Source organism: Pseudomonas hamedanensis (genome assembly GCF_014268595.2).
Lineage (GTDB): Bacteria > Pseudomonadota > Gammaproteobacteria > Pseudomonadales > Pseudomonadaceae > Aquipseudomonas > Aquipseudomonas hamedanensis.
On sequence record NZ_CP077091.1, the window covers coordinates 2,125,293 to 2,149,801 of the forward strand.

The window sequence follows — 24,509 nt, forward strand, 5'->3', positions numbered from 1 at the left end:
CCGAAACATGTGTCGAGGCGCCACTTCGCGCCTTGAAAACGCCTATCCGAACGAGAATTCCCCCATGGCCAAACCGCCAAAAAGAACAGCTGTGACAACCACCACCGATGCCTCCGTAACGACACGAACGACGGATCCCTCTTCCAGCCATCGCGTCACGACCGCTGACCTGCCTTCGCCTGGCGGCCAGCCGTTGACGGGTTCGGATCTGTCAAACCCCGCTCCGCTGCCAACGACTCGCCCTGCCGCTATCGTTGTCCACGAGATGCCTGGACGCGCTGCGGATAGCTTCAGCACTGCCCGCAATGAAATCGCCTGGCCACAGCACCGTTTGCACGAACTGGAACCCATTGGCGATCAGACGGGACTGTTTATCGGGCCGGATCAACGCACATACGCCCAGCTCGGCACCGAGGGCCGCTTCGTGGTTGAGCGCAATGCGCAAGGCAATTATCACGTCCCCCTGACCTTCGCCCCCGGCGTCGCCGGACCGCTGCTGGTGAAGAATGAAGGCCTGGCCAGTTGGCGCATCGAGCGACCGGGCGGGCATGCGACGCAGACGCCGGCAAGCACTTCGGGAACGGCGCAGGCGCCAACTTATCTGCTACCCGACGATGCCCGATCGTTGACCAAGGCAGAGGCGTCAACGGATGGCCTGCGCTACAACAAACTCAAGCAAACCTTTGTCGACACCGCCGAAGGCACGGTCAGGGTTCGCAAAAACCCAGAAGGGCAATACCAGCAAGCCTTTGCGACCACCCATGAGGCCCCGGAGATTTTTTTCGAGCGAATTCCCGACAGCCTGCTGTGGCGTCAAAAAACCTCAGATCCGACATCCCATGAGCCGGCTCATCAGCAGCGCCTGCGCGATGTCGATGAATCCGCCCCCTCTGCGGGGCCGAGCAAGCGACCGCGTCTGGACGAGCCGACACCGGCGTCCTCAGCTACAGAACCCGCTACACCCGCGGCCTATTCCTGGCTACCGTGGGGCCACCTGAACAAACCTGCATCAATCGAAACCGTGCAGTTGGGCTGGCTTCATTACCCCGTTGTGCCGATCGGTTCCGCGCGCACGCTCACGACTTTTTTTGTGAAGCACCCTGACTTCGACCCAGCCGGTTTTGATGCCTTTGAACACATGCTGCGCACAGCCCCTTCCCTGCAGCCAGTGGCGACCTTTCGCATCGGGCACGACCCCGGCGAAATCAATCCCGGCACGCGTTTTTTCGATGAACCCATAACGCAATCGGTCGCTAAGGCCTTTCCGGATCTGTCGCAGGTCAGCGCACAAGCCATCGCCAAAAAACTCTTCGAACTGGCCGACAACTCGCCCCTCGCCACGGCCACCGGACTGCTGAATATTCAGGCGGTGCTGCACCAGTGGAAACAGAAGCCGTTTCCGGTCACACCGGCCTACGCCGATCCATTGATCATGCTGCCGGTTGCGCAAGCGATTGACCGACCTGAGGGGAAAATCATTGTGCTGCCACCTGGCCGCACCGGTGAGTTGCAACAGCTCATCTTTGATCCAAAGCGTTTTGCCATCGAATGGAATCACTACAAAACCTACCCCTCGGATTTGAACCTGAGACGACTGCTGGGCGCTTTACTGGTCCGCAGCGGCTACGACCTCTATCCCCTGACCCATGACCATCGCAAGCCGACGCTGGTGTTCAGACGGGCAAGCCATGACCAGATGTTTTTCCTGAAGCTGGGTGCAATCGAGAAGGTCGGACTTGTCCACCAGCCCGGTAACGAGCTGGCCGATCCGCAATTGCCAGACAGAATAGGCAAGGACGCATTCAATGCCCTGAGCGCTGCGGCGGCACAGAACAAAGTGGTCTGGCTGATCGGCGGCGTGCTGAAGGTCAATTCCGCGCCCGATTCGGTGTTCATCCTCAAGGAACGCTGAGCCGCATCCGCCCCCTCGTCGCTCTGCCGGCGGGGTTCGGCTTACGCCATAAAAAAAGCCCGCAGTGTGAGCGGGCGAAAGACCAAAGAAGCTATATGCGCAGTCGCTTCCCGGTGGGGGCAGCCGCTTGGGGTCAGCTGCCCCGGTACGTGGAATAGCTGTAAGGCGAAATCAACAGGGGCACGTGATAGTGCTCCTGTTCGGCAGAGATACCGAAGCGCAGCACCACCACATCGAGGAAGGCCGGCTCGGGCAGTTGCACGCCACGGGCACGGTAGTAATCGCCGGCGTGGAACTGAAGCTGATAAACGCCGGTACGATAGTCCTCGCCTTGCAGCAACGGCGCATCAACCCGGCCATCGCTGTTGGTTAGCGCGCTGGCGACCAGTTCCAGTTGCGACCCTTCAACGCGGTACAGCTCGACCTTGATCGAGCTGCCCGGGCAACCGTGTGCAGCGTCCAAAACGTGTGTAGTCAAACGTCCCATTGATTCTGCGCGCCTGCCTGCCTTGAGCAGTCAGACTTCGCGCCTCCCGAAGTCAGATAAAAAGGAGACCGCACCGATTCGGAGCACGAAAAGCTGCGGCGAGCGACTGATTAAGACACTTTTCAAAAAAATTGTACACAATAAAAACGACATTTTTCGTCTCGCCCCCGCCAACCCGGCCTTTATCGCCAATTCACAGGCAAAGCGCCTGATCATTGAACCTTCTGTTCATTAGCTGACTGGTCAGGCAGGTTTCTTGCAGGCTTGAACCGTTAACCGTAAAAGATGACAGCCGGCGAAAAATGCGAAAATTCAGGCTTACAAATTGGCGATAAAGTTGTATACAATCAGCCCATCGCTGTGACGCCAGCCTTGCAGGCCGCCACACCCACCTGTCAACGAACAAGAAGGAAGACTGCAGTGAGCGCTGACTACCCTCGCGACCTGATCGGTTACGGCAGTAACCCTCCTCACCCACACTGGCCGGGCAATGCCCGCATCGCCCTGTCGTTCGTACTCAATTACGAAGAAGGCGGCGAGCGCAATATCCTGCACGGTGACAAAGAATCCGAAGCCTTCCTGTCCGAGATGGTGGCCGCTCAGCCGCTGCAAGGCGCGCGCAACATGAGCATGGAATCGCTTTATGAGTATGGCAGCCGTGCCGGCGTCTGGCGGATTCTGAAACTGTTCAAGGAATTCGACATCCCGCTGACCATCTTCGCCGTCGCCATGGCCGCCCAGCGTCACCCGGACGTGATCCGTGCGATGGTCGAGGCCGGTCACGAGATCTGCAGCCACGGCTATCGCTGGATCGACTACCAGTACATGGACGAAGCGCAGGAACGCGAGCACATGCTCGAAGCGATCCGCATCCTTACCGAACTGACCGGCGAGCGCCCATTGGGCTGGTACACCGGCCGCACCGGGCCGAACACCCGTCGTCTGGTGATGGAAGAAGGCGGTTTCCTCTACGACTGCGACACCTACGACGACGACCTGCCGTACTGGGAGCCGAACAACCCGACCGGCAAGCCGCACCTGGTGATTCCGTACACCCTCGATACCAACGACATGCGCTTCACCCAGGTGCAGGGTTTTAACAAGGGTGACGATTTCTTCGAATACCTCAAAGATGCCTTCGACGTACTTTACGCCGAAGGCGCCGAGGCGCCGAAAATGCTTTCGATCGGTCTGCACTGCCGCCTGATCGGTCGCCCCGGTCGCCTCGCTTCGCTCAAGCGCTTTATCGAATACGCCAAAAGTCATGAACAGGTGTGGTTCAGCCGTCGCGTCGACATCGCACGCCACTGGCACGAAACCCACCCGTACCAAGGGACTGCAAAATGAGCCGTTTTCAAACCCTGCAACCGTCGACTCTGAGCCGCGACGCCTTCGTCAAAGCCTTCGCCGACATCTACGAACATTCGCCATGGGTGGCCGAAAAGGCCTACGACCTCGGTGCGGACGCTTCGATCGACGAGATCGAGACCCTGCACCTGCGCATGAGCGACATCCTGTTGAGCGCCGATCATGCCAGCCAGTTGGCACTGATCAACGCTCACCCGGACCTGGCCGGCAAAGCCGCCGTCCAGGGCCAGTTGACCGAAGCCAGCACCCATGAACAGGCTGGCGCCGGTATTCACCAATGCACGGCCGAAGAGTTCCAGCGCTTCACCGAGCTGAACGACGCCTACAAAGCCAAGTTCAAGTTTCCCTTCATCATGGCGGTAAAAGGCAGCAACCGGCATCAGATCCTCGCGGCGTTCGAAACGCGCATTCATAACCCGGAAGAGACCGAGTTCAAATGCGCGCTGGCGGAGATCAACAAGATTGCCCTGTTCCGTTTACTGACCCTTTAGCAAGCTTGGCCCGAGCGTGAATGAACGCGCAAACGCCCAGGGCCCTGCGAGCATCCCCAGCCAACTTATCAAAGGCAGACAAGAAGAATGAAAGCTTACGCCGTACCTTTCGAAAAATACGTCAACCTGGCCGATGCCCGCCTGGGCACCAAGATCATTTCGGTCACCGATGACTGGTTCGCAGACGCCAATCGTCTGTTTCAACCGACTCCGGCCGTGTGGAAGGAGGGCGTGTTCGATGACAACGGCAAGTGGATGGACGGCTGGGAATCGCGCCGCAAGCGCTTCGAAGGTTTCGACAGCGCGGTGATCCGTTTGGGCGTACCGGGCTCGATCAAAGGCGTGGACATCGACACTTCATTCTTCACCGGCAACTACCCGCCATCGGCCTCGCTGGAAGCCTGCTTCCTGGCCTCGGGCGAGCCTGATGAAAATACCCAGTGGACTGAAGTGCTGTCGGCCGTCGAGCTGCAAGGCAACAGCCACCACTACCATGAAATCAGCAACACCGAGGCGTTCAGCCACCTGCGTTTCAACATCTACCCGGACGGCGGTGTCGCGCGTCTGCGCGTCTACGGCGTTCCGTTCCGCGACTGGTCGGCGGTTGGCGATAACGAACAAGTGGATCTGGCTGCTGCCCTGAACGGCGGTCGCGCCCTCGCCTGCTCCGACGAACACTTCGGCCGCATGAGCAACATTCTCAACCCGGGCCGTGGCATCAACATGGGCGACGGCTGGGAAACCGCGCGTCGTCGCACGCCGGGCAATGACTGGGTCATCGTCGCGCTGGGCCATCCGGGCGAGATCGAAAAGATCGTCGTCGACACCCTGCACTTCAAAGGCAACTACCCGGACACTTGCTCGATCCAGGGCGCGTTCGTCAAGGGCGGCACTGACAGCCAGATCGAAACGCAGTCGCTGTTCTGGCGCGAATTGCTGCCAAGCCAGAAGCTGGAAATGCACGCCGAACACACCTTCGTCGAGCAGATCAAGGCACTCGGTCCGATCACCCACATCCGCCTGAACGTGTTCCCGGACGGCGGCGTGAGTCGCCTGCGAGTACTGGGCAAGGTCGCTAAATAAGCAGTGAAGCCATTCGCGAGCAAGCTCGCTCCCACATTTGGAATGCATTCCCCTGTGGGAGCGAGCTTGCTCGCGAAGGCGTCAGAACAGTCAACACAGATCTGGATAAGAAGAACAGCATGCGCACACTACAGATTGAACCGCTGACCAAAGAAGCCTTCGCCCCTTTCGGTGACGTGATCGAAACCGACGGCAGCGATCACTTCATGATCAATAACGGTTCGACCATGCGCTTCCACAAACTGGCGACGGTCGAAACCGCACAGCCTGAGGACAACGCGATCATCAGCATTTTCCGCGCCGACGCGCAGGACATGCCGCTGACCGTTTGCATGCTGGAACGCCATCCGCTGGGCAGCCAGGCTTTCATTCCGCTGCTCGGCAACCCCTTTCTGATCGTGGTCGCGCCACTTGGCGATGAACCTGTATCAGGCTTGGTCCGCGCCTTCGTCACCAACGGCAGGCAGGGCATCAATTACCATCGCGGCGTCTGGCACCACCCGGTGCTGACGATCGAAAAGCGGGATGACTTCCTGGTGGTTGATCGCAGTGGCACAGGCAATAACTGCGATGAGCATTTTTTCAAAGAGGATGAGCGTTTGATCCTCGCCCCCCACCAATAAGAGAAGGTCTGATCACTCGACAACAAGAGTGACAGGCGAGAGGTAAAGACTGTGGAAGCACATCTGTTGGAATGGCTGAACCTGAGCGTGCGCTGGGTTCACATGATCACTGGCGTGGCCTGGATCGGCGCGTCGTTCTACTTCGTCTGGCTGGAGAACAACCTCAACCGCGTCAACCCGAAAACCGGTCTGGCCGGTGACCTGTGGGCGATCCACGGCGGCGGTATCTACCACCTGGAAAAATACAAACTGGCCCCACCGTCCATGCCGGACAACCTGCACTGGTTCAAATGGGAAGCCTACTTCACCTGGATGTCGGGGATCGCGCTGCTGTGCGTGGTGTTCTACTCCAATCCTGTGCTCTATCTTGTCGCCCCCGGCAGCGGCCTCAGTGGTCCTGAAGGCGTGGCCATCGGTATCGGTTCGCTGGTGGTTGGCTGGTTCGTCTACGACTTCCTCTGCGATTCGGCGCTGGGCAAAAAACCCGCCCTGCTCGGTTTCATCCTGTTCGTGCTGATCATCGCCGCGGCCTATGGCTTCAGCAAAGTGTTCAGCGGTCGCGGTGCGTATCTGCACGTCGGCGCGATCATCGGCACCATCATGGTCGGCAACGTGTTCCGTATCATCATGCCGGCGCAACGTGCACTGGTGGCGGCGATTGCCGAGAACCGCACGCCCGATCCGGCGCTGCCGGCCAAGGGTTTGCTGCGTTCGCGACACAACAACTACTTCACCCTGCCGGTGCTGTTCATCATGATCAGCAACCACTTCCCGAGCACCTACGGCAGCCAGTACAACTGGTTGATCCTGGCCGGGATCGCGGTGTTGGCGGTGTTGGTGCGTCACTACTTCAACACCCGTCACGACAGCCACAAATTTGCCTGGACCCTGCCAGTGGCAGCGGTGGGCATGATCAGTCTGGCGTATGTCACCGGCCCGGCGCCGATGGCGACCGCACCTGACGTGGCGAAAGCTGCGGCGAAAATCGAGTACCAGCCGCTGCCGGAAACGGCACTGGGCGGTGGCGCGAAACCGGCTGACGCAGCTCAACCGGCGGCGCCCGCAGCGCCAGCAGCAGCTCCGGCGCAAGCCGCCAATGCCGGACCCGGTTTCGACAAAGTGCACCACGTGATTCAAGAGCGTTGCACGGTGTGCCACTCGGCCAAACCGACCAGCCCGTTGTTCAGCGCAGCGCCGGCGGGTGTGATACTCGACACCCCCGAGCAAATCCGCCAGAACGCCGCGCGCATTCAGGCGCAAGCCATCACCACGCAGATCATGCCACTGGGCAACATCACCCAGATGACCCAGCAGGAACGTGACCTGATCGGTGCCTGGATTGCCCAGGGAGCGCAGACCCACTAAGCCACACCAAAGCCTGTGTAAAAACAGGCTTTTTGAGGTGAAGGAATTTGCCTGTGCTTGAGGATTTACCTGTGGCGAGGGGATTTATCCCCGATCGGCGGCGCAGCCGTCGCAAAAACTGCAATTGCCATCTGCCTGATGTATTGCGATCGCAGGGTTTGGGGCTACTTCGTAGCCCATCGGGGATAAATCCCCTCGCCACAAAATCCCCTGGCCACACATACGAATGATGCAAAGAAACAGCTGCAAGCAACCCGGCAGCTGTTAATCACAAGAATAAAAAGATCCGAGGTGTTGCATGTCCGAGCTGTCCAAAGCGCGCATACCCGACGCACCCGCCATTCAGCGTTTGCCCCTTTTGCAACTGATCCTGGTCGGTTTGCAACATGTTCTGCTGATGTACGGCGGTGCCATCGCGGTGCCGTTGATCATCGGACAGGCCGCTGGCCTGAGTCGTGAAGAAATTGCCTTCCTGATCAACGCCGACCTGCTGGTTGCCGGCATCGCCACCATCGTGCAGTCGCTTGGCATCGGCCCGATGGGCATTCGCATGCCAGTGATGATGGGCGCCAGTTTCGCCGCGGTCGGCAGCATGGTCGCCATGGCCGGCATGCCCGGCATCGGCCTGCAAGGCATCTTCGGCGCAACGATCGCCGCCGGTTTCTTCGGCATGATCATCGCCCCGTTCATGTCCAAAGTCGTGCGCTTCTTTCCGCCTCTGGTGACCGGCACGGTCATCACCTCGATCGGTTTATCGCTGTTCCCCGTGGCCGTGAACTGGGCCGGAGGCGGTGCCGACGCGGCGCAATTCGGCTCGCCAATTTATCTCGCCATTGCCGCGTTGGTGCTCGCAACCATCCTGCTGGTGCACCGCTTCATGCGCGGTTTCTGGGTGAACATTTCCGTGCTGATCGGCATGTGCCTGGGCTACGTGCTGTGCGGGGTGATCGGCATGGTCGACCTGAGCGGCATGGCCGCCGCACCGTGGGTTCAGTTCGTCACCCCGCTGCATTTCGGCATGCCCAAATTCGAGCTCGCGCCGATTCTGTCGATGTGCCTGGTGGTGGTGATCATCTTCGTCGAGTCCACCGGCATGTTCCTCGCGCTGGGCAAGATCACTGGCCAGGAAGTCTGCCCGCGCATGCTGCGCCGCGGCTTGCTGTGCGATGCCGGCGCGTCGTTTTTCGCCGGATTCTTCAACACCTTCACCCACTCCTCGTTCGCGCAGAACATCGGCCTGGTGCAGATGACCGGTGTGCGCTGCCGTTCGGTGACCATCGTCGCCGGGGGCCTGCTGATCGTCCTCAGCCTGCTGCCGAAAGCCGCGTTTCTGGTGGCATCGATTCCACCGGCAGTGTTGGGCGGCGCGGCGATTGCGATGTTCGGCATGGTCGCTGCCACCGGTATCAAGATTCTGCAAGAAGCCGACATCGGTGATCGCCGCAACCAGTTGCTCGTCGCGGTGAGCATCGGCATGGGCCTGATCCCCGTGGTGCGCCCGGAGTTCTTCGCCCACCTGCCAATGTGGATGAGCCCGATCACCCACAGCGGCATCGCCATGGCCACCCTCAGCGCGCTGACGCTGAACCTGCTGTTCAACATCCTCGGCGGAAAGGAGCGTGCGGCGATCAACGATTGCCATGCTCACCAGCATTAACTGAAAAACGCTACCCCCCTGTAGGAGTGAGCCTGCTCGCGATCGCGGTATGACATTCAACACATGAGTTGATTGAAAGAACGCTATCGCGAGCAGGCTCACTCCTACAGGAACAGCTCTGCGCCTCAAACAATAAAAACAAGAGGGAGCAACAGATGATTCGCACGCACACCAACGTTCTGTTGGGTGGCGGCCTGCTGGCCGCCAGTCACGCCATGGCCGGCGACCTGCTGCTGTGGCAGACCAACAGCCTCACCTACCTGTACGGCAAAAATTTTGCGATCAACCCGTCGTACCAGCAGACGGTCACCTTCGAACACGCCGACAAATGGAAGTACGGCGACAACTTTCTGTTCGTCGACAAGATCTTCTACAACGGCAAGGAAGATCAGAACAAAGGTCCACACACCTTCTACGGCGAATTCACCCCGCGCTTCTCTTTCGGCAAGATCTTCGACCGCAAGCTCGAGTTCGGCCCGATCAAGGACGTGCTGCTGGCGATGACTTACGAATACGGTGAAGGTGAAAGCGAGGCCTACCTGATCGGCCCCGGCTTCGACCTCAAAGTGCCCGGCTTCAACTACGTCACCCTGAACATTTTCCGCCGCCAGACCGAAGGCCCGCGACCCGGCGACGGCGTCTGGCAAATCACGCCGGGCTGGTCCTACAGCTTCCCGCTGGGCAATTCCGATGTGCTCATCGACGGCTACCTCGACTGGGTCGTCGATAACGATGAAAACTCGCGTGGCACTTACCACGCCAACCTGCACATCAACCCGCAGATCAAATACGACCTGGGCAAAGCGCTGGGCTGGGGTCAGAAACAGGTGTACGTCGGCACCGAGTACAGCTACTGGAAGAACAAATACGGCGTCGAAAATACCCACTCGTTCGACACCAACCAGAACACCGCCAGCCTGCTGCTGAAGGTGCACTTCTAAGATGGCCCGCAACCGTGCCCCATGCCTGTCGTCGCTGCTCTGTTGCGGGGCACTTGAGCGCTGGCCGAGGAGTCAGTATTCTCCGCGGCCTTCTGAATTCGGTCTAAAAAAAAGCCCGGATTTAATTCCTGACCGAAAAGCCAACTTATCCCGGCCCCGGTCAGCACTGAGGCATCCCGAAAACTCGCTCGATCGACTGTTTTTCAGCAGCCGAACGGGCGTTTTTTGTTTTTCCGAAAGCCTTGGCGCAGCTTTTGCTACCAGCATTCAAAGCTGACCGATCGGATGAATTTTGCGGTACGAAAAAAGGCGCCACATCAGAGCGCCGATCTTAAAAAAATAACCTGGAACACCTACTTTGGGAGCAACCGAATGAAACGTATGTGCACCAGCCTGATGCTGGCCGGATCGATGTTCGCCGGCGGCCAGGCCATGGCCGAAGGCCTGCTGCAGTGGCAGAACAACAGCCTGACCTACCTCTATGGCAAGGACTTCCAGGTCAACCCGCGCATTCAGCAGACCGTGACCTTCGAGCACGCCGATGCCTGGAAGTATGGGGACAACTTCCTGTTCATCGACAAGATCTTCTACAACGGCAAGGACGACGGCGGCGTCGGTTCCAACACTTACTACGGTGAGCTCAGTCCGCGCCTGTCGTTCGGCAAGATCTTCGATCAGAAACTGGCCTTCGGCCCGGTGACTGACGTGTTGCTGGCCATGACTTATGAGTTCGGTGAAGGCGACACCGAGTCGTACCTGATCGGTCCAGGCTTCGACCTGGCGATCCCGGGCTTCGACTACTTCCAGTTGAATTTCTATCAACGTCACACCCAAGGCGCACGTGCGGGCGACAACGTCTGGCAGATTACCCCGGTTTGGTCCTACACCCTCCCGGTGGGCAAATCGAACATCCTGATCGACGGTTTCATGGACTGGGTGGTCGACAACGACTCCAATTCCAAAGGCGATTACCACGCCAACCTGCACTTCAACCCGCAAATCAAATACGACTTGGGCAAGGCGCTGAATGTCGGCGAGAAGCAGTTGTATGTGGGTGTGGAATACGACTATTGGTCGGATAAGTACGGAATCAAGGACAGCCAGTACTTCAAGACCGATCAGAGCACTACCAGCTTCCTGGTCAAGTTCCACTTCTGATCCGGCGGCGTCCTTACCGACGCCTTCGCGAGCAAGCCCGCTCCCACAGTGGTTCTATGTTGACTGCAAATTACGCATTCGATGCAAAACCCTGTGGGAGCGAGCTTGCTCGCGAATAGGCTCGCCGCAATTTCATGCGTGAACCACCGCTTCGGATATCCCCAGAAACCGGCACAATTCCCCGCGCTTGGCCAACGCATCACGCCGCCCCAGATCGATCAATTCGCTGCAATACCCCGCTTCGAACAGCAGGTAACTCAACACCCCCGCCCCGCTGGTCTTGGTCGCTCCCGGTCCACGCAAAAACAGACGCAGCGCCGCCGGCAATTCCTGACGATGCCGCGCGGCGATTTCGTCGATCGGCTGGCTCGGGGAAATCACCAGCACCTCCACCGGCGCCACGCCCAGTTCGCGGGTCGGCGTGCCATCGGGGAGCAGGCGGCTGAACTGGTTCAGACGCTGCAATAACTCGATATCGCTTTCCAGAGAATCGATGAACGTGCTGTTGAGCATGTGCCCGCCGATTTGCGCCAGCGTCGGCTGCTGGCCGGTACCGGTGCGTTCCAGCGGCGCTTGCGGATCGCCGCCGCGCGGGTTGCCACTGACGCCCACCACCAGCACCCGACTCGCGCCCAGGTGCAACGCCGGGCTGATCGGCGCCGACTGGCGCACCGCGCCGTCACCGAAATACTCCTCGCCGATTTTCACCGGCGCGAACAACAGCGGAATCGCCGAACTGGCCAACAGATGATCAACCGAAAGTTGCGTCGGCACGCCAATGCGCCGATGTCGGAGCCATGCGTCGATCGTGCCGCCGCCCTGATAGAACGTCACCGCCTGCCCCGACTCGTAGCCGAACGCGGTCACCGCGACTGCGTGCAGTTGTTTGCGCGCGATGGCCTCGGCGATGCCGGGCAGGTGCAGTTTTTCATCGAGCAATTCGCGCAGCGGCGAACTGTTGAGCAGTGCCACCGGCATCTGGCGGCCGATGCCGAGCAGACTATGGCTGACAAAACGACTGGCCTGACGGATCACACCAGGCCAGTCACTGCGCAGCACGCGATGGCTGCGAAAGCCCTGCCAGAACAGCGTCAGGCGTTCGACGGCAGCGCGAAAGTCGGTGGCGCCGCTGGCGAGGCTGACGGCGTTGATCGCCCCGGCCGAGGTGCCGACGATCACTGGAAACGGATTGTCCGCGCCCAACGGCAGCAACTCGGCGATCGCCGCCAGCACGCCCACCTGGTACGCCGCCCGAGCCCCGCCGCCGGAAAGAATCAACCCTGTGACCGGTTCAGCCGGGCTCATCGCACCACTCCAACGAGTTTAAAAGTCAGGTGAATCAACCGCGTTTCGGGTACAGCTTCGGTTCGCCCGGTGGACGGCTCTTGAAGCGGCGATGCGCCCACAAGTACTGCTCGGGGCAGGCGCGCAAGGCACCTTCAACCCACTGATTGATGCGGATGCAATCGGCTTCTTCGCTTTCACCGGGGAAATCCTCCAGCGGCGGGTGAATCACCAACCGATAACCGCTGCCATCGGCCAGACGCTCCTGAGTGAACGGCACCACCAGTGCTTTGCCCAGACGGGCAAACTTGGTCGTCGCCGTCACCGTCGCGGCCTGGATGCCGAACAGCGGCACAAAGATGCTCTGCTTGGCGCCGTAGTCCTGATCCGGCGCGTACCAAATCGCCCGGCCGGCGCGCAGCAACTTGAGCATGCCGCGCACGTCGTCGCGCTCCACTGCGAGCGAATCGAGGTTGTGCCGCTCACGGCCGCGCCGCTGAATGAAGTCGAACAACGGATTCTTGTGCTCGCGGTACATGCCATCGATGGTGTGTTGCTGGCCGAGCAGGGCCGCGCCGATTTCCAGGGTGGTGAAGTGCACCGCCATGAGAATCACGCCCTTGCCTTCGCGCTGAGCCTTTTGCAAATGCTCCAGGCCTTCGACATGGGCCAGCTTCGCCAGGCGCTCGCGGGACCACCACCAGCTCATCGCCATCTCGAAAAAGGCGATGCCGGTGGAGGCAAAGTTTTCCTTGAGCAGGCGTTTGCGCTCGGCGGCGGATTTTTCCGGGAAGCACAATTCGAGATTGCGCCGGGCGATGGCCCGTCGGTCGCCGGCCACGCGATACATCAACGCCCCCAGAACTCGACCGATGGTCAGTAGCGCCGGATACGGCAATTGCACGATCAGCCACAGCAGCCCCAAGCCGCACCAGAGCGGCCAGAAGCGTGGCGAGAGAAATGCTTTTCGAAAACGCGGGCGATCCATAAAGCTTCCGTAAATACAGTGGCCGCGCATTCTACATCGTTCGACCCGGCTTGCGGCCCGCGGGCGTTCTCGTTATAAGTCTCGGCACTTTTAGTGACAAGCCGTTGTATGCCGACATGAGCCAAACCGACCCGTTAGACCAAGATCCCGTATTCCAGCTCAAGGGCAGCATGCTGGCCATCACTGTGCTGGAACTGGCCCGTAACGACCTCGAAAGCCTCGATCGGCAATTGGCCGCGAAAGTCGCCCAGGCGCCTAATTTTTTCAGCAATGCACCGCTGGTCCTGGCGCTGGACAAACTGCCGCCCAATCAGGGCGCCGTCGACTTGCCGGGACTGATGCGCGTCTGTCGCCAGCATGGCCTGCGCACCCTGGCGATTCGCGCCAGTCGCATCGAAGACATTGCCGCCGCCATCGCCATCGACATCCCCGTGCTGCCGCCTTCGGGCGCCCGCGAGCGACCGCTGGAAATGCCCGAAGCCGAAGTCAAAAAGAAGCCGGAAAAACCGCCTGAGCCGACCGTCAAACCGACCCGCGTGATCACCACGCCAGTACGTGGTGGCCAGCAGATTTATGCCCAGGGTGGCGATCTGGTGGTGGTCTCTTCGGTCAGTCCGGGGGCGGAACTTCTCGCCGATGGCAACATCCATGTATACGGTCCGATGCGTGGCCGGGCGCTGGCCGGCGTCAAAGGTGACACCAAGGCGCGGATTTTCTGTCAGCAATTGAGCGCTGAACTGATCTCCATCGCCGGACATTACAAGGTCTCCGAAGATTTGCGTCGCGATCCGATGTGGGGCTCGGGCGTCCAGGTCAGCCTGTCGGGCGACGTGTTGAACATCATTCGGCTTTAACGGATACTGCCGCATTTTCCAAGCATCTCTAAAACGTAGCGAAAACGGCTCAAACGAAGTAGGAAAAAGGCCAAAAGCCAAATTCCAGCCAAGGCTGTCCGACTGCAGTAGTTTTCAAGAGATGTTTTTCAGGGGCTGAACAGTCCTTCTTCCTTAGGGGTGAAACACCTTGGCCAAGATTCTCGTGGTTACATCCGGCAAGGGTGGTGTGGGTAAGACCACCACCAGCGCCGCTATCGGTACCGGCCTCGCTCTGCGCGGCCACAAAACAGTGATCGTCGACTTCGACGTGGGCTTGCGTAACCTCGACCTGATCATGGGTTGCGAGCGCCGCGTAGTGTATGACTTCGTCAACGTGGTCAACGGCGAAGCCAACCTGCAACAGGCCTTGATCAAAGACAAGCGCCTGGAAAACCTTTACGTGCTGGCCGCCAGCCAGACCCGCGACAAAGACGCACTGACCGTCGAAGGCGTGGAAAAAGTCCTGATGGAGCTCAAGGAACAATTCGAGTTCGTCGTCTGCGACTCCCCGGCGGGCATCGAGAAAGGCGCGCACCTGGCCATGTACTTCGCCGATGAAGCGATCGTCGTGACCAACCCGGAAGTCTCCTCGGTACGTGACTCGGACCGCATGCTCGGCCTGCTGGCGAGCAAATCGCGCCGCGCCGAACGTGGCGAAGACCCGATCAAGGAACACCTGCTGATCACCCGCTACCACCCGGAGCGTGTTGAAAAGGGCGAGATGCTCGGCGTTGAAGACGTCAAGGAAATCCTCTCGGTGACCCTGCTCGGCGTGATCCCGGAATCCCAGGCCGTGCTCAAGGCGTCCAACCAGGGCGTGCCAGTGATTCTCGACGACCAGAGCGATGCCGGTCAGGCGTACAGCGATACCGTCGACCGCTTGCTGGGCAAAGAAAAAGCCCACCGATTCCTCGATGTCGAGAAGAAGGGATTCTTCGAGCGCCTGTTTGGAGGTAGGTAATGAACCTTTTTGACTTCTTTCGTGCCAACAAAAAGCCAAGTACCGCCTCGGTAGCGAAAGAGCGTCTGCAGATCATCGTGGCGCATGAGCGCGGCCAGCGCAGCACGCCGGATTACCTGCCAGCCTTGCAAAAGGAACTGGTCGACGTGATCCGCAAGTACGTCAACATCGGCAACGACGACGTACACGTAGCACTGGAAAGCCAGGGCAGTTGCTCGATTCTGGAACTCAACATCACCCTGCCCGATCGCTGAGTCGATCCGGCAGGTACGACGGCGGCTCAGGGCCATTCCCCTTGCGGAATGGCCCTGAGCCGCCGTTGGCATTTGTTACGAGGCTGTTTTAATGCCGCTGTCCAACATCCGCATCATCCATCAGGACGCCGCCGTACTGGTGGTCGACAAACCGACGTTGCTGCTCTCGGTGCCCGGTCGCGCCGACGACAACAAGGACTGCCTGATCACCCGCCTGCAGGAAAACGGTTACCCGGAAGCGCGCATCGTCCATCGCCTGGACTGGGAAACCTCCGGCATCATCCTGCTGGCCCGTGATGCCGACACTCATCGCGAACTGTCGCGGCAGTTTCATGACCGCGAAACCGAAAAAGCCTACACCGCGCTGGCCTGGGGTCAGCCGGAACTGGACAGCGGCAGCATCGACCTGCCCTTGCGCTACGATCCGCCGACCAAACCACGCCATGTGGTCGATCATGAATTCGGCAAACACGCGCTGACGTTCTGGAAGGTACTGGAGCGTTGCGGCGACTGGTGTCGCGTCGAGCTGACGCCGATCACCGGCCGTTCGCACCAATTGCGCGTACACATGTTATCGATTGGCCATCCGCTGCTCGGTGACGGGCTCTATGCCCACGAGCAGGCGCTGGCGGCCTGGCCACGTCTGTGCCTGCACGCGAGCATGCTCGGCTTCACCCATCCGCAAACCGGCGAACGCCTGCGCTTCGAGTGCCCAGCGCCGTTTTGACAGGCATCACCAAGCCCATGTGGGAGCGAGCCTGCTCGCGAAAGCAATGTGTCAGTCAACCCGCGTGTTCCTGATACACCGCCTTCGCGAGCAAGCCCGCTCCCACATTGAATTGCGTCAGTCTGACAATGATCGGCCGGCTTCAAGACCGCAATCGCTGGCAAGCCAGCTCCCCCAAGGATCTGCATCGGATTCAATTGTCCGGCCAATACGTTAAACTCCCGCCCATTGCTGTCTGGAGTTTCTTATGCGCGCAGAGTTGAACCAGGGCCTGATCGATTTTCTCAAGGCCTCCCCTACCCCGTTCCACGCCACCGCCAGTCTCGTTCAACGCCTGGAGGCCGCCGGCTACGTGCGCCTCGACGAGCGCGAGCCTTGGACCACCGAGGCCAACGGCCGCTACTACGTCACCCGTAATGATTCCTCGATCGTCGCGATCAAAATGGGCCGCAACTCGCCCTTGCACGGGGGCATCCGTCTGGTCGGCGCACACACCGACAGCCCCTGCCTGCGGGTCAAGCCGCAGCCGGAATTGCAGCGCCAGGGCTTCTGGCAACTGGGCGTCGAAGTTTACGGCGGCGCGCTGCTGGCGCCGTGGTTCGACCGCGACCTGTCGCTGGCCGGCCGTGTAACCTTCCGCCGAGACGGCAAGGTCGAGAGCCAGTTGATCGACTTCAAGGCGCCGATCGCGATCATTCCCAACCTGGCGATTCACCTCAACCGTGAAGCCAATCAGGGCTGGGCGATCAATGCCCAGACCGAGTTGCCGCCGATCCTCGCGCAATTCGCCGGTGACGAGCGTGTCGACTTCCGCGCGGTGCTCACCGATCAACTGGCCCGCGAACACGGACTGAACGCCGACGTGGTGCTGGATTACGAGCTGAGTTTCTACGACACGCAAAGCGCTGCGGTGATCGGTCTGAACGGCGATTTCATTGCCGGTGCACGCCTGGATAACCTGCTGTCGTGCTATGCCGGCCTGCAAGCCTTGCTCACCGCCGAAACCGACGAAACCTGCGTATTGGTGTGTAACGACCACGAAGAGGTCGGCTCCTGCTCGGCCTGCGGCGCCGACGGCCCGATGCTCGAACAGACCCTGCGCCGCGTGCTGCCGGACGGTGACGAGTTCGTCCGCACCATCCAGAAATCCCTGCTGGTCTCGGCCGACAACGCCCACGGCGTGCACCCCAACTACGCCGAAAAGCACGACGCCAACCACGGCCCGAAACTCAACGCCGGCCCGGTGATCAAGGTCAACAGCAACCAGCGCTACGCCACCAACAGCGAAACCGCCGGTTTCTTCCGCCATCTGTGCATGGCCGAGGAAGTCCCGGTGCAGAGCTTCGTCGTGCGTAGCGACATGGGCTGCGGCTCGACCATCGGCCCGATCACCGCCAGCCATCTGGGCGTGCGCACCGTCGACATCGGCCTGCCGACCTTCGCCATGCACTCGATCCGCGAACTGTGCGGCAGCCATGACCTGGCGCACCTGGTCAAAGTGCTCAGCGCGTTCTATGCCAGTCGTGAATTGCCGTAATGGCTGAAAAGCTTCGCGAGCAGGCTCGCTCCCACATGTTGCATTCCAACTTGTGGGAGCGAGCCTGCTCGCGAAAGCGCCGGATCAGACACCAAATACCCCACTGACTTAAAGCATTCCTGAGCCACATCACGCCCCCGCTTCGAAAACCCGCCTAGACTGCAACCATCCCTCCCAGACAAGGCCGTCTCCATGATTTCGATGTCCTCCTTCCACGCCATGCTCGTCCCGATTCTCTCGGGAATGATCTTGCTGGCCATCGGCTTCAATTTCCGTGACAAGAACGCCGGTGTCTTCGCCATGTGGGTCGGCATGCTGATGATCCTCGCCACCGTGGTCTACAAGATCCTCGCCAAGCTGAACGAATGACCGAGCCCGGCTCGCATTGCGCCAAAGGGCCTCGTACACTCCAGCGCATCCGCCCCTCGCGAGGTTGTCCCCTGGTGTTTGCTCGTCTTTTCGCTTTGCCCGGTCTGTTTCTTGTCTGCCTGATGACGCTGCTGCCGCTGGCGCCCGCACAAGCGGTCGGTTTGCCCGGCCTGCTCAATACTTCCAAGCCGCAACCAGAAGCCCAGGAACCCCTCGGTCAGTCGCTGGATGAAGTCATCAAGTCGCTGGAAAACGACAAGCAACGCGCACAACTGCTCAGCGACCTGAAGAAGCTGCGCGACGCTACGAAACAAGCCCAGGCCGCGCCGGAAGAAGGTGTGCTGGGCCTGATCGGCGGCACCCTGGCCAACTTCGAAAAACAGTTTTCCGGCGCCGACAGCCCGATCACCCGCTGGTCCAACGAGATCGATCTGGCCAAGGACGAACTGACCGGCATGTTGCTGCCGGCCAACGAATGGCTGCCGATCATCTTCGGCTTCGCCATGATTCTGATGCTGTGGAGCCTGCTCGCTGCCGCCCTGATCTGGCTGGGTCACCGCGTGCGCCTGCGCTTCGGTCTCACCGAAGAACTGCCGCAACACCCCAAGGCCCTCGACATGCTGCGCTTCGCGTTGCGCAAGCTCGGACCGTGGCTGATCGCGCTGGTGATGACCGTCTACATGAGCTACGCGCTGCCCTCGTCATTGGGCAAGAGCCTGGCGATGGTATTGGCCTATGCGTTGGTGGTCGGCACCTGTTTCTCGGCGATCTGCGTGATTGCCTTTTCCCTGCTCGACGGCCCGCACCGCCATCGCGCGCTGTACATCCTGCGCCATCAGGCTTTTCGACCTTTATGGCTGATCGGCAGCTTTGCCGCGTTCGGTGAGGCATTGAGCGATCCGCGCCTGATCGAAAGCCTGGGCGTGCACCTGGCCCATACCGCCGCGACCACCGCCAATGTACTCGCCGCCCTCTCGACCGGGCTGTTCATTCTGCGCTTCCGCCGACCGATCGCGCATTTGATCCGCAACCAGCCGTTGTCTCGACGCCTGACGCGTCGCGCCCTCAGCGACACCATCGAAATTCTTGGGACCTTCTGGTACGTACCGGCGCTGGTGCTGGTCGGCGTCTCGTTGTTCGCCACTTTTGTCTCCGCCGGCGACACCAGCACGGCGTTGCGCCAGTCACTGATCTGCACTGTTTTGCTGGTCTTGTGCATGGTCATCAACGGCCTCGTGCGTCGCCACTCGCTGAAGCCGCAACGCGGGCCGAAACGTCATGCGCTGTACTCGGAGCGACTGAAAAACTTCTTCTACACCCTCGCGCACCTGCTGGTGTGGCTGGTGTTCATCGAACTGGGCCTGCGCGTCTGGGGCCAGTCGCTGATCGCTTTTGCCGACGGCGAAGGCCATGACATCAGCGTCAAGCTGTTCAGCCTGATCGGCACGCTGATATTCTCCTGGCTGATCTGGATCCTCGCCGACACCGCCGTGCACCACGCCCTCACCCGCTCACGCAAAGGCCTGGCCAATGCTCGCGCGCAGACGATGATGCCGCTGATCCGCAACGTCCTGTTCGTGGCGATTTTCATCATCGCCCTGATCGTCGCGCTGGCGAATATGGGCATGAACGTCACGCCGCTGTTGGCCGGTGCCGGTGTGATCGGTCTGGCCATTGGTTTTGGTGCGCAGTCGCTGGTCGCCGACCTGATCACCGGGCTGTTCATCATCATCGAGGACTCGCTGGCCATCGATGATTACGTCGACGTCGGCGGCCACCTCGGCACCGTCGAAGGCCTGACCATTCGCACCGTGCGCCTGCGCGACATCGACGGCATCGTCCACACCATCCCGTTCAGCGAAATCAAAAGCATCAAGAACTACTCGCGGGAATTCGGCTACGCAATCTTCCGCGTCGCGGTGCCGTACAACATGGAAATTGACGACGCGATCAAACTGATGCGCGAAGTCGGCCAGAAAATGCGCACCGACCCGTTGCAGCGTCGCAACATCTGGTCGCCACTGGAAATTCAAGGTGTGGAAAGTTTTGAATCCGGCAGCGCGATCCTGCGCGCACGGTTCAAGACCGCGCCGATCAAGCAGTGGGAAGTGTCCCGGGCTTTCAATCTGTCTTTGAAACGACATCTGGATGAAGCCGGGCTGGATCTGGCAACGCCGCGCATGAGCGTACAAGTGATCACAGCCGGTGGCGGTCAGCCAAAGGAATAGCACTCAAGCGCGCCGCCGCAGTCACAGGCAAGGAAGCCTGACAACAATAATCAAGGAGACTCCGATGCAACTGACGCGCATTGCCCAGACCGTTTTGCTCACCCTGATCGCCGGCCACGCCGGTGCTGCCACTCTGGAAAGCACCCGCTCGGAAATCGCCGAACAGGCGCAGAAGCTGGAGCCGCAACTGCTGGAAACCCGTCGCGACCTGCACGCCCACCCGGAACTCGGCAACACTGAAAAACGCACCGCCGAGCTGGTCGCCAAGCAACTCGAGGCAATGGGCCTTGAGGTGAAAACCGGCGTCGCCCGCACCGGCGTGGTCGCCATCCTCAAAGGCGCCCTGCCCGGCCCGACCGTCGCCCTGCGCGCCGACATGGACGCTCTGCCGGTCAAAGAAGTGTCCAACCTGCCATTCGCCTCGAAAGCCAAGGGCACTTATCTGGACAAAGAAGTCGACGTCATGCACGCCTGCGGCCATGACGCCCACACCGCGATCCTGCTCAGTGCCGCGAAGATTCTGACGGGCATGCGCGAGACCTTGCCCGGCACCGTGGTGTTCTATTTCCAGCCCGCCGAAGAAGGCCCAAGCGATTTCATCCCCGACGGCAAAAACACCTGGGGTGCAAAAATGATGGTGCAGGAAGGCGTGATGAAATCGCCGAAACCCGACGCGGTCTTCGGCCTGCACGTCTGGGCCGGCATCCCCGCCGGCCAGATCGCCTACCGCCCCGGCCCGACCCTGGCCAGCTCCGACGACCTGCGCATCAAAATCCTCGGCAAACAAACCCACGCCGGCCGCCCCTGGGACGGCATCGACCCGATCACCGTCGGCGCGCAAACCCTGGTCGGCCTGCAAACCGTGGTCAGCCGCCGCACCGACATCTCCTCATATCCCTCGGTGGTGAGCATCGGCACCATCAATGGCGGGACGCGTTACAACATCATCCCCGAATCGGTCGACATGACCGGGACAATCCGCTCCTACGACTACGGCATCCGCCAGAAACTGCACGCCGACGTCCGCCAGACCGTTGAAAAAATCGCCGAAAGCGGCGGCGCAAAAGCCGATGTGACCATCATCGAAAAATACGACCCGACCATTAACAACCCGGCGCTGACGGAAAAAATGCTGCCCACCCTGAAATGGGCCGCCAAGGACGACGTCGTGCAAGGCCCGCTGGTGGGTGGCGCGGAAGACTTCTCATTTTTTGCCAAGGAAGCGCCGGGGTTGTTTGTGTTTCTGGGCGTCACCCCGAGAGACCAAGACATGAGCAAGGCCGCACCCAATCACAATCCCGGGTTCTTCGTGGACGAGTCGGCGTTGGTAGTCGGGGTCAGGACACTGGCTTCGTTGGCGACGGATTATTTGTATGCGAATGCGGGGGTGGGCAAATAGAGACGGGGTGACTTCGCGGGCCTCTTCGCGAGCAAGCCCGCTCCCACATTTGAACCGTGTGCAGCCTGTCAAAAATGGTTGGGCTGACAGGCCGCCATCGCGAGCAGGCTCACTCCTACAATTGGCTCAAGTTCACCCTCAAGAAACAGGTCGGCTGTCAGGCCGCCTTCGCGAGCAGGCTCGCTCCCACAAAAGAGCAAGAGCAAGCAGACCGCCGCGCTTCTCACCACTCAACACAATGAGCGTTAGCTCGAGTAAGGCTCTTGATCTTGATCTCAGAGCCCGTCGGCAGGCTGAGCGGAGGGATTGATCCGGGCGTGGGAGCGCAGCGACCGTTTGGCGCAGCCAAACACAGCGAGAGGAGGTGCAGCGAAGCAAACCGGAGACGCTGCGCCCGGAACAATCCCGTAGCGAAGGCACCCCGAGCCCCAGCGAGCGGGCCGAACGTCAGGGCAAAGCCTTTTTGGGTACTTTTTCGGCGTCTGGAAAAAGTGCCTCGCCGTAAGGGCGAAACCGCCAGCGGTAGCACCGCAAAAAACGGATATACCCACAAAACCCAATGAACCTGGTCGGCCCAAAGGCCGCCAAGGTCAAACCACATCAACCCCAACATGAATCGCATCATGGCGCCAAAACTCCAGATCACAATCGATCAACCGCCCATGCTGATCATAATTGACCCGCGCAATCCGCAACCCCGGACTCCCCACCGACACCCGCAACGCCGCCGCCGCATCCACCGACAATGAAGTCGGAACAATCTCGAACCGCACCCGCCCATAGTGCAAATCGTAATGCCGCGCATACAACTCAGTAATCGACTGATTCAAATCAAACGCCAGAATCCCCGGAAAAAACTGCGGATTCAAATAGTGCTCCACATACAACACCAGACGCCCGTCAATCCGCCGCGACCGGCAAATCTGAATCACGCTCGACAACGCCGGCAACTGCAACCACGCGCAGACCGCCGCCGAAGCCGGTTGCAAGCGCGCCGAAATCACCTCCGTCGAAGGCTCGCGTCCCTGCGCACTGACCATCGCGTGGAAGTGACTGCGCTGCATCAGGTTATAGGCCAGACGCGGCGGCGAAACGAACCAGCCGCGCCGCTCCTCGCGATAAATCTGCCCCTGCGCCTCCAGCTGCAATAACGCCTCACGCACCGTGATTCGCGTCGTGCCAAACAGCTCACTGAGCTTGCGTTCGGCCGGCAACTTGCTGCCCGCTGCCAACAAGCCATGATCAAGCTGCTCCTGCAACACCTGGCCAATCGCTGTCACCGCTTTGGTTGCCTCATCACGCATCAACGTTACCTATCTGGACTAGACCAGCACTATTTCAGGGCAAGACCGACCGGTAAATGAACCGTTTTCGTCTGTTGCAAGCCTAGGCAGCGTAGATGAACAACAGATGACAAAACGGCTCAACGGTCTTGCTCACGACTTGCAATACATCGGCCAAGTCCCTTGTCTGCCGTGGCTTGAGCATGGTCTACGCTTATCTGGCACCTGCCGACACCGGGCAAGCAAGAGCCCCGCAAACAGGCCCTCGACATCAAAGTGTCATCCAGCGCCCTTAAATTGGCTCAGGTATTGCTGACCTAGACCAACACAAACCGCAATCGCAGCGTTGAACACGACCAAGGAGCTTCGGAATGAAACAGCTTTTCCTGGCAACACTGTTAGGCTCGACCATTGCTATGTGCAGCGCCGCCATGGCGGCCGACACCGACCTGAAAACCCTCGAAGCCGCTGCGAAGGCGGAAGGCGCCGTCAACAGCGTCGGCATGCCCGATGACTGGGCCAACTGGAAAGGCACCTGGGCGGATCTGGCCCAAAAGTACGGCCTTAAACACATCGACACCGACATGAGTTCGGCCCAGGAAATCGCCAAGTTCGCCGCCGAGAAAGACAACGCCACCGCCGACATCGGCGACGTCGGTGCCGCCTTCGGCCCGATCGCGGTCAAGCAAGGCGTGGTGCAGCCGTACAAGCCAAGCACCTGGGATCAAATCCCCGACTGGGCCAAGGACAAGGACGGCAACTGGGCGCTGGCCTACACCGGCACCATCGCTTTCATCGTCAACAAAAAACTGCTGCACGGCTCCGAAGTACCGACCAAATGGGCCGACCTCAAGGGCGGCAAATATAAAGTCTCCATCGGCGACGTGAGCACCGCCGCCCAGGCCGCAAACGGCGTACTGGCTGCTGCTCTGGCCAACGGTGGCGACGAGAAAAACATCAAACCTGCCCTGCTGCTGTTCGCTGACATCGCCAGACAGGGTCGTCTGTCGATGGCCAACCCGACCATCGCCACCATGGAAAAAGGCGAAATCGAAGTCGGCGTGGTCTGGGACTTCAACGGCCTGAGCTACAAGGCCAAGATGGCTAACCCTGATGACTACGTGGTGCTGATCCCGTCTGACGGCTCGGTGATTTCCGGTTACACCACGATCATCAACAAGTACGCAAAAAACCCTAATGCCGCCAAGCTGACCCGCGAATACATCTTCAGCGACGCCGGCCAGACCAACCTTGCCCGCGGCAATGCCCGCCCGATCCGCGCCGAGCATCTGCAACTGCCGGAAGACGTGAAGGCCAAGCTGCTGCCGAACGAGCAGTACAAAAAAGTCACGCCGATCAAAGACGCCGATGCGTGGGAAAAGACCTCCAAAGCCCTGCCGCAGCAGTGGAACGAAGAGGTTATTGTCGAGATGAAATAAAGCGGCTGATCACCATTGCGTGATCCGCTGGAGATCCCCTGTAGGAGTGAGCCTGCTCGCGATAGCGGTAGTTCAGTCAA

Annotated in this window: 22 protein-coding genes; 18 read left to right on the forward strand and 4 right to left on the reverse strand. The window is 60.1% G+C overall.

From position 1 onward, the window contains the following. The first annotated feature begins 64 nt into the window (after nucleotides 1–64). Nucleotides 65–1,912 (forward strand): hypothetical protein, encoded by a 1,848-nt coding sequence (locus HU739_RS09055; RefSeq protein ID WP_186551907.1) that lies wholly within the window; start codon nucleotides 65–67, stop codon nucleotides 1,910–1,912. Between the two features lie 133 nt (nucleotides 1,913–2,045). On the opposite strand, the gene uraH is transcribed toward HU739_RS09055, so the two are convergent. Next, nucleotides 2,046–2,399 (reverse strand): hydroxyisourate hydrolase, encoded by a 354-nt coding sequence (gene uraH / locus HU739_RS09060; RefSeq protein ID WP_186551908.1) that lies wholly within the window; start codon nucleotides 2,397–2,399, stop codon nucleotides 2,046–2,048. 420 nt (nucleotides 2,400–2,819) lie between these two features. On the opposite strand from uraH, the gene puuE reads away from it, so the two are divergent. The 8 genes from puuE (at nucleotide 2,820) to HU739_RS09100 (ending at nucleotide 11,085) form a co-directional block, all read left to right on the forward strand. Further along, a complete protein-coding gene (puuE, locus tag HU739_RS09065; RefSeq protein WP_101157499.1) occupies nucleotides 2,820–3,746 on the forward strand; it encodes an allantoinase PuuE in 927 nt (308 codons plus the stop codon). Further along, nucleotides 3,743–4,258: a 2-oxo-4-hydroxy-4-carboxy-5-ureidoimidazoline decarboxylase gene (gene uraD, locus HU739_RS09070; protein WP_186551909.1), complete on the forward strand. Its 516-nt coding sequence runs from the start codon at nucleotides 3,743–3,745 to the stop codon at nucleotides 4,256–4,258. Before puuE ends, uraD begins: the two co-directional genes overlap by 4 nt. Before the next feature lie 87 nt (nucleotides 4,259–4,345). After that, nucleotides 4,346–5,341: an allantoicase gene (alc, locus tag HU739_RS09075; protein ID WP_186551910.1), complete on the forward strand. Its 996-nt coding sequence runs from the start codon at nucleotides 4,346–4,348 to the stop codon at nucleotides 5,339–5,341. A gap of 119 nt (nucleotides 5,342–5,460) precedes the next feature. Further along, on the forward strand, nucleotides 5,461–5,964 hold the full coding sequence (locus tag HU739_RS09080; protein ID WP_007913973.1) for an ureidoglycolate lyase: 504 nt from the start codon (nucleotides 5,461–5,463) through the stop codon (nucleotides 5,962–5,964). Between the two features lie 51 nt (nucleotides 5,965–6,015). Continuing rightward, on the forward strand, nucleotides 6,016–7,329 hold the full coding sequence (locus tag HU739_RS09085) for a urate hydroxylase PuuD (protein ID WP_186551911.1): 1,314 nt from the start codon (nucleotides 6,016–6,018) through the stop codon (nucleotides 7,327–7,329). A 298-nt stretch (nucleotides 7,330–7,627) separates the two neighbouring features. After that, nucleotides 7,628–8,986, forward strand: coding sequence for a nucleobase:cation symporter-2 family protein (locus HU739_RS09090; RefSeq protein ID WP_186551912.1), 1,359 nt, complete (start codon nucleotides 7,628–7,630; stop codon nucleotides 8,984–8,986). Between the two features lie 155 nt (nucleotides 8,987–9,141). Continuing rightward, nucleotides 9,142–9,927: an outer membrane protein OmpK gene (locus HU739_RS09095; protein ID WP_186551913.1), complete on the forward strand. Its 786-nt coding sequence runs from the start codon at nucleotides 9,142–9,144 to the stop codon at nucleotides 9,925–9,927. Nucleotides 9,928–10,299: 372 nt separating this feature from the next. Next, nucleotides 10,300–11,085: an outer membrane protein OmpK gene (locus HU739_RS09100; protein WP_186551914.1), complete on the forward strand. Its 786-nt coding sequence runs from the start codon at nucleotides 10,300–10,302 to the stop codon at nucleotides 11,083–11,085. Nucleotides 11,086–11,217: 132 nt separating this feature from the next. Here the strand turns inward: HU739_RS09100 and HU739_RS09105 are convergent, their stop codons facing one another. Further along, the gene (locus tag HU739_RS09105; RefSeq protein WP_186551915.1) at nucleotides 11,218–12,390 is read right to left on the reverse strand and encodes a patatin-like phospholipase family protein; all 1,173 of its coding nucleotides are present in this window, start codon (nucleotides 12,388–12,390) and stop codon (nucleotides 11,218–11,220) included. A 34-nt stretch (nucleotides 12,391–12,424) separates the two neighbouring features. Further along, nucleotides 12,425–13,357: a lipid A biosynthesis lauroyl acyltransferase gene (locus HU739_RS09110; protein WP_186551916.1), complete on the reverse strand. Its 933-nt coding sequence runs from the start codon at nucleotides 13,355–13,357 to the stop codon at nucleotides 12,425–12,427. Nucleotides 13,358–13,473: 116 nt separating this feature from the next. On the opposite strand from HU739_RS09110, the gene minC reads away from it, so the two are divergent. The 8 genes from minC (at nucleotide 13,474) to HU739_RS09150 (ending at nucleotide 21,707) form a co-directional block, all read left to right on the forward strand. Next, a complete protein-coding gene (minC, locus tag HU739_RS09115) occupies nucleotides 13,474–14,211 on the forward strand; it encodes a septum site-determining protein MinC (RefSeq protein ID WP_186551917.1) in 738 nt (245 codons plus the stop codon). Between the two features lie 169 nt (nucleotides 14,212–14,380). Further along, nucleotides 14,381–15,193, forward strand: coding sequence for a septum site-determining protein MinD (minD, locus tag HU739_RS09120; protein WP_007913953.1), 813 nt, complete (start codon nucleotides 14,381–14,383; stop codon nucleotides 15,191–15,193). Beyond that, the gene (gene minE / locus HU739_RS09125; protein WP_003223146.1) at nucleotides 15,193–15,447 is read left to right on the forward strand and encodes a cell division topological specificity factor MinE; all 255 of its coding nucleotides are present in this window, start codon (nucleotides 15,193–15,195) and stop codon (nucleotides 15,445–15,447) included. Before minD ends, minE begins: the two co-directional genes overlap by 1 nt. Nucleotides 15,448–15,538: 91 nt before the next feature. Beyond that, nucleotides 15,539–16,174: an RluA family pseudouridine synthase gene (locus tag HU739_RS09130; RefSeq protein ID WP_186551918.1), complete on the forward strand. Its 636-nt coding sequence runs from the start codon at nucleotides 15,539–15,541 to the stop codon at nucleotides 16,172–16,174. A 247-nt stretch (nucleotides 16,175–16,421) separates the two neighbouring features. Then, entirely contained in the window at nucleotides 16,422–17,711 is a 1,290-nt protein-coding gene (locus tag HU739_RS09135; RefSeq protein WP_186551919.1) for a M18 family aminopeptidase, read from the forward strand. 192 nt (nucleotides 17,712–17,903) lie between these two features. Next, nucleotides 17,904–18,080 (forward strand): hypothetical protein, encoded by a 177-nt coding sequence (locus HU739_RS09140; protein ID WP_186552479.1) that lies wholly within the window; start codon nucleotides 17,904–17,906, stop codon nucleotides 18,078–18,080. Between the two features lie 74 nt (nucleotides 18,081–18,154). Continuing rightward, nucleotides 18,155–20,308 carry a mechanosensitive ion channel family protein gene (locus tag HU739_RS09145; RefSeq protein WP_186552480.1) on the forward strand — a complete coding sequence of 718 codons (2,154 nt, stop codon included), beginning with the start codon at nucleotides 18,155–18,157 and terminating at the stop codon, nucleotides 20,306–20,308. 64 nt (nucleotides 20,309–20,372) lie between these two features. Beyond that, complete coding sequence (locus HU739_RS09150; RefSeq protein WP_186552481.1) at nucleotides 20,373–21,707, forward strand: amidohydrolase; 1,335 nt, start codon at nucleotides 20,373–20,375, stop codon at nucleotides 21,705–21,707. 590 nt (nucleotides 21,708–22,297) lie between these two features. Here HU739_RS09150 and HU739_RS09155 read toward each other — a convergent pair. Then, complete coding sequence (locus tag HU739_RS09155; protein ID WP_186552482.1) at nucleotides 22,298–23,011, reverse strand: UTRA domain-containing protein; 714 nt, start codon at nucleotides 23,009–23,011, stop codon at nucleotides 22,298–22,300. 350 nt (nucleotides 23,012–23,361) lie between these two features. Here HU739_RS09155 and HU739_RS09160 point away from each other — a divergent pair, with 350 nt between their 5' ends. Then, complete coding sequence (locus HU739_RS09160; protein ID WP_186552483.1) at nucleotides 23,362–24,429, forward strand: ABC transporter substrate-binding protein; 1,068 nt, start codon at nucleotides 23,362–23,364, stop codon at nucleotides 24,427–24,429. Nucleotides 24,430–24,509: the final 80 nt, after the last annotated feature.

What these genes read in the sequence shown, in the direction of transcription:
- HU739_RS09090 (WP_186551912.1), top strand. Translation starts at nt 7,628, where the DNA reads ATGTCCGAGCTGTCCAAAGCGCGCATACCCGACGCACCCGCCATTCAG.
- alc (WP_186551910.1), top strand. Translation starts at nt 4,346, where the DNA reads ATGAAAGCTTACGCCGTACCTTTCGAAAAATACGTCAACCTGGCCGAT.
- HU739_RS09095 (WP_186551913.1), top strand. Translation starts at nt 9,142, where the DNA reads ATGATTCGCACGCACACCAACGTTCTGTTGGGTGGCGGCCTGCTGGCC.
- uraD (WP_186551909.1), top strand. Translation starts at nt 3,743, where the DNA reads ATGAGCCGTTTTCAAACCCTGCAACCGTCGACTCTGAGCCGCGACGCC.
- HU739_RS09100 (WP_186551914.1), top strand. Translation starts at nt 10,300, where the DNA reads ATGAAACGTATGTGCACCAGCCTGATGCTGGCCGGATCGATGTTCGCC.
- HU739_RS09055 (WP_186551907.1), top strand. Translation starts at nt 65, where the DNA reads ATGGCCAAACCGCCAAAAAGAACAGCTGTGACAACCACCACCGATGCC.
- HU739_RS09135 (WP_186551919.1), top strand. Translation starts at nt 16,422, where the DNA reads ATGCGCGCAGAGTTGAACCAGGGCCTGATCGATTTTCTCAAGGCCTCC.
- HU739_RS09130 (WP_186551918.1), top strand. Translation starts at nt 15,539, where the DNA reads ATGCCGCTGTCCAACATCCGCATCATCCATCAGGACGCCGCCGTACTG.
- HU739_RS09105 (WP_186551915.1), bottom strand. Translation starts at nt 12,390, where the DNA reads ATGAGCCCGGCTGAACCGGTCACAGGGTTGATTCTTTCCGGCGGCGGG.
- HU739_RS09080 (WP_007913973.1), top strand. Translation starts at nt 5,461, where the DNA reads ATGCGCACACTACAGATTGAACCGCTGACCAAAGAAGCCTTCGCCCCT.
- minC (WP_186551917.1), top strand. Translation starts at nt 13,474, where the DNA reads ATGAGCCAAACCGACCCGTTAGACCAAGATCCCGTATTCCAGCTCAAG.
- HU739_RS09150 (WP_186552481.1), top strand. Translation starts at nt 20,373, where the DNA reads ATGCAACTGACGCGCATTGCCCAGACCGTTTTGCTCACCCTGATCGCC.
- minE (WP_003223146.1), top strand. Translation starts at nt 15,193, where the DNA reads ATGAACCTTTTTGACTTCTTTCGTGCCAACAAAAAGCCAAGTACCGCC.
- HU739_RS09155 (WP_186552482.1), bottom strand. Translation starts at nt 23,011, where the DNA reads ATGCGTGATGAGGCAACCAAAGCGGTGACAGCGATTGGCCAGGTGTTG.
- uraH (WP_186551908.1), bottom strand. Translation starts at nt 2,399, where the DNA reads ATGGGACGTTTGACTACACACGTTTTGGACGCTGCACACGGTTGCCCG.
- HU739_RS09110 (WP_186551916.1), bottom strand. Translation starts at nt 13,357, where the DNA reads ATGGATCGCCCGCGTTTTCGAAAAGCATTTCTCTCGCCACGCTTCTGG.
- HU739_RS09140 (WP_186552479.1), top strand. Translation starts at nt 17,904, where the DNA reads ATGATTTCGATGTCCTCCTTCCACGCCATGCTCGTCCCGATTCTCTCG.
- HU739_RS09160 (WP_186552483.1), top strand. Translation starts at nt 23,362, where the DNA reads ATGAAACAGCTTTTCCTGGCAACACTGTTAGGCTCGACCATTGCTATG.